Genomic DNA, 1,802 nt, shown 5'->3' with positions numbered 1-1,802 from the left:
GGCAATATCCTCGAGATCCCCCCCGTTACCATGTAGTCAATACTCGTAAAATAACCTAATTCCATCGCCTTTAAATCATATTGATCTGACAATCGTGTCAGCCAATCACGACGCGAGAAGAATATCATATAGGGAATCGCTTGGTTTGAAGACGATAAGGGGCCGTCAATCGTATCAAGAACCGGTTGCGAGATTTGGAAATCAACCGGCTCGTGGTGCAGGAACTTAAGCAAGGGATAGGACACGGCGGAGAAATATGGTTCGACGAGTACCAACTCACCGCCTTTCTTAAGTTTGCGACTTGCACCGCTGAGAAAGAAAATCGGATCACGCAGGTGATGCAGTACATTCGTCATGGTGATCACATCAATACTGTGATCTTGGATGTCTTCCAATTCCGCTATATCGTGGCAGTCGAAAACGATATCCAGATAATCTAGATTAAGAACGTCGGTCGTGGTTACGTGTGGCTGAAATATTTTAAGCGGTGATGTGCCGCTACCGATCTCCAGTACTTTCTTCCTCGAAAAATCGGGGATCCGGTCGAACAACTGTGCGTATAGTTCGCGATACCATAGCATCAGGTTGCGATTGCTTTGAAGTCGGTTACGGTTCTCCAAAGTCATCGCCAAATCATGATCGTACAGTTCTGTGTTCTCTATCTTCATCTCAAATGAACTTTATTCGCCGAGCTGAAAAAGCGAGCATCGCCAATAAGATGACACCATGGCGCCAACGAGAAATATTTGTTTCTCCGTAGAGCCGTTGCCGATAGCAGATGGGAACCTCAACTATCTTCAATCCCATTCTTGCGGCGCCAAAAATGAGATCGAAATCTCCAAACGGATCGAAATCGCCGAAGTATGAACGGTTTCTGGCGAGCTTCAGATAGTTGGACCGACTGATTACCTTAGTTCCGCAGAGGGTGTCTTTGAACCGCTGGCCGAGAACGAACGAGAAGGCCATAGCAAAAAACTTGTTTCCTAGCAGGTTGAAGAAACGCATCGCCTTCTTCTCCATTGGATACACAAGCCGGGTTCCGTTGATGAATTCGCCTTTGCCGTCTTTGATAGCGGCGTAGAACTTGGGAAGATCCTCGGGCGGAACGGTCATGTCTGCATCAAGAATCATAAGAATTTCATTCGAGGCAAGGCGGAATCCCTTGCGGACGGCGTCCCCTTTTCCCTTTCCTTCTTGCTGGTCAATCAGAATCCTGCGCTGTGATCCATAGCGGGCTTGTGCGGCCTGGATCGCACTCCAGGTTTCATCCGTTGAATTGCCCTCGATAAAGATGATTTCGTCTTTAGGCCCCATTGGCGGAATGCGCTTGACAATTTCGTCAATATTGCCGGCCTCGTTTCGAGCGGGCACTACGATTGAGACGGATGGCGGGCTAACTTCTTGCGCCGCAGCTATAGGTCTTGCAACAGCGATATTCAAAAGACAAAGATTTCTGAATACTGGCAGTGGGGCGATGTAGCGATTGATAAAGTCGCTAACGAATGGAATATAGAGTGGGACCAGTACCTTCTGATCTAGGCTTATCAGCTCGAAATCTTCGAGTTCCAGCAGGTTTCGAACGTCCTCATGCGCCAACCAGTTCGATTCCGGTAAGTTGCCTCGCAGGCCTAGGGCCGAAGCGAGATTAACCAAAGGTCGCCACAAGGCGCTGTAGTAGGTAAGAACGAGGCGAGTTCCCGGATGGCACGCTTTGTGCAAATCGGCAAATAGGCTTTGAATGTCGCGTTCATAGTGAATAAGTCCACCAATCACTATGTATTCAGTGCAGGCTTCTCTAAGCT

At 48.3% G+C, this 1,802-nt stretch carries 2 protein-coding genes; both read right to left on the bottom strand.

The window, feature by feature from the left end; translation table 11 throughout:
* The coding region (locus A7X77_RS31405) for a class I SAM-dependent methyltransferase (RefSeq protein WP_064686667.1) at positions 1-668 on the bottom strand (668 nt) is incomplete at its 3' end.
* Between the two features lies 1 nt (position 669).
* The coding region (locus A7X77_RS31400; RefSeq protein WP_064686666.1) for a glycosyltransferase family 2 protein at positions 670-1,802 on the bottom strand (1,133 nt) is incomplete at its 5' end.

Origin of the sequence: Rhizobium bangladeshense, assembly GCF_001662075.1 — a bacterium.
GTDB lineage: Bacteria > Pseudomonadota > Alphaproteobacteria > Rhizobiales > Rhizobiaceae > Rhizobium > Rhizobium bangladeshense_B.
This window is presented reverse-complemented; position numbering and strand designations above follow the sequence as displayed.